Consider the following 4,876-nt stretch of genomic DNA (forward strand, 5'->3'; position numbering starts at 1 on the left):
CGTAACGGTGTGATATCCACTTCATCAATTCTAATGCACCATAACGCTCAAAACTATCTTTTGAAAGACATAAAACGGATGGGCGCCAATTTTCTTCGTTATTATCTTTATCTGTTTTTTGAAGAAACACTTGCAAGGTTCTACTAAATTGATGAATTACCCCCTGAAAGATAGTAGCCATCCCTTTTTTATTCTCGCTTTTTAAAGTGATGTATGAATATAAAATAAGCATAAGGGCAATTGCAGCAAGTGCATAAGGTGTATTTATTTTAAACATTAAATAAATACTCATTACAGCTCCCAAAAGTGACAAATACCATTTTGATTTAAATGAAGGACGATATGATGGATCCGCTGCAAAGTGTTGCATAAATGAAATTAAACAAAGTGATCCATAAGTAACCATAAAGAACATAGAGATAATTTCTGCTACCGCGTTTACATCTCCCATAAGCACAAAAATTAATGCAATAGCGCTAGTTAATATAGTTGCATTTCTTGGCTCATTATTTTCTTCAGTCCCTTTTGCAACAAATTTATTTATAAATTTATTAGGAAATACGTGGTCGCTACCAATGGCTTGCAAAGTTCTTGGGGCAACCATAAAAGAGCCAAGAGCAGAAGATATAGTTGCCGCTGCTAGTCCAATTGGAATAATTGGTCCCCAAAGAGCAATTTTGCTCATAATTAATTGATCATTAACTAAGTCGGCCGTGCTTGCAGAGCTGGTTAATTTTAGAGCAAGAAATACATATATTACCATCCCAATAATTGTTGCGGCAAGTGTTCCTAAAGGGATGGATGTTTTCGGGTCTTTTAAATCACCTGATAATCCAACTCCTGCAGTTATACCCGTAAATGCGGGAAAAATAATTGCAAAAACATAAAAGAAACCTTTATCTGATGAAACATTGTTAAATAATTGAGAACTGTCAAAAACTTCTGAAAATTGAGTATTTCCAAGAAAAAAAAGAATTAAAGATATGGCAAGTATAGTAACAACAACATACAGGGCTTTCATTCCTAAATCAGCACCTTTAGTAACCATTAACCAAATTAAAAGTAATAATGCTGGAATACTGAATAAACGATTGTCATAAAGGTCGTAACCAAATTCTGAAGCTACCCAAGGTTTTATAGCCTCAAAAGATTCAGCAAAAGCAATTACGTAAAAAGCGACACTAACGGCTTGAGATAAATATAAAGTAATACCAATAGCAGCTCCAATATTTAATCCAAAAGAACGCGAAATAATAAAATATTCTCCACCACCTTCAACTTTTTGATTGGTTGCAATTTCAGCTAATGCCATAGCGGTTGGAATGGTAACCATATGACCAATGATGATTATAAATAAAGCACCCAAAAAACCTACAGAACCAACAGCAAATCCAAATCGTAAAAACATAACAGCTCCTAAAATTGTTGAAATAGCAGTTAAAAAAACAGGGAGCGTTCCAAAATTTGCTTTCGATGAAATTAGTGTTTTACTCATAACAACAATGGGAAATGAAAAATTTTAAATGAATGAACTTTGTTAGTTATATATCAATGCAACAGGATTCTAGTAAAAATAAAAATTATGAATACATCAATTTTTAAATAACAAAATTTATAGCTTTTACATATCTAACGGTAATAACGAAGTTATGAAAAATTAGACTCAAATACTGGTTTTTTTTATAATTTTATGAATATATCAAGTAGAATTTTTCATCTGAATTTTTGAAATATGAAATAAAATTTATTTATGAGCGATTGATTGCTGGAACTCTAGTTCATATTAAGTATAACAAAAAAAAGAGTATCTTAAAAAGATACTCTTTTTTGAGCCGATGGAGGGACTCGAACCCACGACCTGCTGATTACAAATCAGCTGCTCTAGCCAGCTGAGCTACATCGGCTTTTGTGCGGGTGCAAATTAAATTACTTTAAGCATAATACGCAAGTTTTTTTTTATTTATTTTACAAAATATTGAGAATGCTTTTTACTTATTATAATTAGGATAATCTGTATAGCCTTTTTCTCCAGAATCAGAATAGAAAGTTTCACTATCCCACTTCGTTAAAGGTAGATTTTCTGAGAACCTTTTAGGCAAATCTGGATTTGAGATAAATAACTTTCCGTATGCAACTAAATCGGCTAAATTATCTTCAATAATTTTATTTCCTTTTTCTTGATCAAAATTACTGTTAATTATAAGTGTTCCCTTATAGATAGGTCTAAAGTGTTTTGCAATATTTTTAACCGCATATTCTACATTAGAAACATCTGTAAATGGCTCAGATAAGTGTACATACGCTAAGTTGTAATTGTTCAATTTTTCCATGACATATTCAAAGAGAGGAATTGTTTCTTCATCAATATCAATTCCATGTAAATTATGCATAGACGGATTGAAACGAACTCCAATTCTATTTTCAGGGAAAACTTTAATTATTTCATCCAAAACTTCGAAGAAAAAACGAGCTCTATTTTCAATGCATCCTCCGTAAGAATCCGTTCTTTTATTGGAGCAGTTATTAAAGAATTGATGAAATAAATAACCGTTTGAAGAATGAATTTCTAAACCATCAAAACCGGCTTTTTTTGAATTAATCGCTGCATTTTTAAATTCTTGAATGGTAGTTTCAATATCCTCTAAAGTCATTTCTTTTGGAGTGACAGTATCTTTAAACCCTTGTGGAGTAAAAGATTTCGAATTTGGATTTAAAGCACTTGGTGCTAATGGTAATTCACCATCATGAAAATCAGGATGAGATACTCTTCCAACATGCCAAAGTTGAATAAATATGCTACCATTTTCTTTATGTACTTCATCAGTCACTTTTTTCCAGCCTTTTACTTGGGTCTCTGAATAAATACCAGGCGTATTTACATAGCCCACAGCACGTTTAGAAACCTGAGAGCCTTCAGAAATAATAAGGCCAGCACTTGCTCTTTGTTTGTAATAAGTTGCCTGTAATTCTGTAGGCGTATGATCGCTATTATTACATCTAGAACGCGTCATTGGAGCGATTATCAAACGATTTTTTAAGGTCAAATCTCCCATTTGATATGGGGTTAAAAGCGGTTGTTTTGTTTTCATAATAGTAGTTTTATAACCATGTGGCTTTGGAACTAAAAATAGTTTTGCTTAAGCAAAAGTAAGTAATAAAAAAACCTTTCAAATTTATGAAAGGTTTTTAAAGTGGTCGGGGTGGCAGGATTCGAACCTGCGACCTTCACGCTTTCAGCGTGACGCGATATCGTTCAAGTATCTTTTAGCTCCACGTTTTTTTATTTTTCTTTCTAACATTAACGCCTCTTTTTTAGCATCTAAATCAAGATTAAAAACAATTTTCCAATCTTTTGCTTTTGCAGTAAACCCTTTATGGTCATTTAAATGTTCTTTCAATCGAATAGTGATATTCCTACTAGTGTATCCCACATAATGTTTTTGAAGCTCTTTTGAAAAAAGAATATAAACGGTAAACATGCTGTTTAAAATTAAAAAAGCTCTAGAAATAAAATAGTCTAGAGCTTAAAAGTCGGGGTGGCAGGATTCGAACCTGCGACCTCCGCGTCCCAAACGCGGCGCGATAACCGGGCTACGCTACACCCCGAATAATTTCGGACTGCAAATATAAAACTAAAAATAGATTTTACAAGCAATTATTCGAAAATAAGTTTATATGGTCTTTCAATAGCTTCTTGCAGTTCATAGATACCAATATTTCTACTTTTTCTAATGGTTTCTTTCCCTTCAAAAAACAAGATAATAGTTGGTTCAACAAAGGCGCTATATGTAGCAGCTATTTCAGGTGAAAAATTAATATCAACAGTATAAAAACTAATTTTAGGGAAATTAGATGTGAGCAAGTTTTTAACTTTTGGTTGAAGAGATTCCCCTACATTACAAGAAAGTGTATTGAAATAAAGTAAAACAGCTATTTCAGAATTTAATATCTCTTCAAGCTGTTGAATTGAATTTATTGCATTTGTATACTCCATATTATAAAAAATAATAGAATTTATAGATGTACAAAAATAGATTATTCTTTTGAGATGTAGAGGTTATTGCGAATACTTATAATTGCATTATGAAAAATTATAATTAATGGTATTAATTTCTAATAAATTGCCCTAAATTTGTCTTCACAAAATAAAAAATGAATTATATATGTCTAATACAACAGAAAGAATAAAATGTTTAATTATTGGTTCAGGTCCAGCGGGTTATACAGCGGCAATATATGCAGCAAGAGCGGATATGAAACCTGTAATGTATACTGGAATGCAAATGGGAGGTCAATTAACTACGACTACTGAAGTTGATAATTTTCCAGGATACCCAAATGGTACTGATGGAACAGCAATGATGGAAGATTTAAAGAATCAAGCTGAGCGTTTTGGTACTGAAGTAAGATTTGGTATGGTTACTAAAGTTGATTTTAGTACTGAAGCAGGAGGAATTCATAAAGTAACTGTTGATGAATCTGTATTAATAGAAGCTGAAACAATTATTATTTCAACAGGAGCTACAGCAAAATATTTAGGTTTAGAAAGTGAACAACGTTTAATTGGTGGTGGAGTTTCCGCTTGTGCGACCTGTGATGGATTTTTCTACAGAAAGCAAGATGTTGTGGTTGTAGGAGCTGGAGATACAGCGGCAGAAGAAGCAACTTATTTAGCTAATATTTGTAATAAAGTTACTTTATTAGTGAGAAAAGACTATATGAGAGCCTCTAAAGCAATGCAGCATAGAGTGAACAAAACGGCTAATATTGAGGTTAAATATAATACTGAAATTGATGAGGTATTAGGAGATAAAGTTGTTGAAGGTGTTAGAGCTGTGAATAACCAAACTGGAGACAAAGAAGTAATTGATGTTAC

5 protein-coding genes and 2 tRNA genes are annotated in these 4,876 nt (G+C 32.4%); 1 reads left to right on the top strand and 6 read right to left on the bottom strand.

Going from position 1 to position 4,876, the window contains the following annotated elements:
* From HKP59_RS03440 to HKP59_RS03465, 6 genes are all read right to left on the bottom strand, one after another.
* Nucleotides 1-1,495: amino acid permease (locus HKP59_RS03440; protein WP_291803461.1), on the bottom strand; the 1,495-nt coding region annotated here is incomplete at its 3' end.
* A gap of 335 nt (nucleotides 1,496-1,830) precedes the next feature.
* Nucleotides 1,831-1,904, bottom strand: a tRNA-Thr gene (locus HKP59_RS03445).
* A gap of 84 nt (nucleotides 1,905-1,988) precedes the next feature.
* The gene (locus HKP59_RS03450) at nucleotides 1,989-3,089 is read right to left on the bottom strand and encodes an alkene reductase (RefSeq protein WP_291803463.1); all 1,101 of its coding nucleotides are present in this window, start codon (nucleotides 3,087-3,089) and stop codon (nucleotides 1,989-1,991) included.
* Nucleotides 3,090-3,233: 144 nt separating this feature from the next.
* Nucleotides 3,234-3,479: a GIY-YIG nuclease family protein gene (locus tag HKP59_RS03455; protein ID WP_291803464.1), complete on the bottom strand. Its 246-nt coding sequence runs from the start codon at nucleotides 3,477-3,479 to the stop codon at nucleotides 3,234-3,236.
* A gap of 52 nt (nucleotides 3,480-3,531) precedes the next feature.
* A tRNA-Pro gene (locus tag HKP59_RS03460) sits at nucleotides 3,532-3,606 on the bottom strand.
* A gap of 49 nt (nucleotides 3,607-3,655) precedes the next feature.
* Nucleotides 3,656-3,994: a thioredoxin family protein gene (locus tag HKP59_RS03465; protein WP_291803466.1), complete on the bottom strand. Its 339-nt coding sequence runs from the start codon at nucleotides 3,992-3,994 to the stop codon at nucleotides 3,656-3,658.
* A gap of 169 nt (nucleotides 3,995-4,163) precedes the next feature.
* On the opposite strand from HKP59_RS03465, the gene HKP59_RS03470 reads away from it, so the two are divergent.
* Nucleotides 4,164-4,876: FAD-dependent oxidoreductase (locus HKP59_RS03470; protein WP_291803467.1), on the top strand; the 713-nt coding region annotated here is incomplete at its 3' end.

Source organism: Lutibacter sp., from assembly GCF_013041805.1.
Classification (GTDB): Bacteria; Bacteroidota; Bacteroidia; order Flavobacteriales; family Flavobacteriaceae; genus Lutibacter.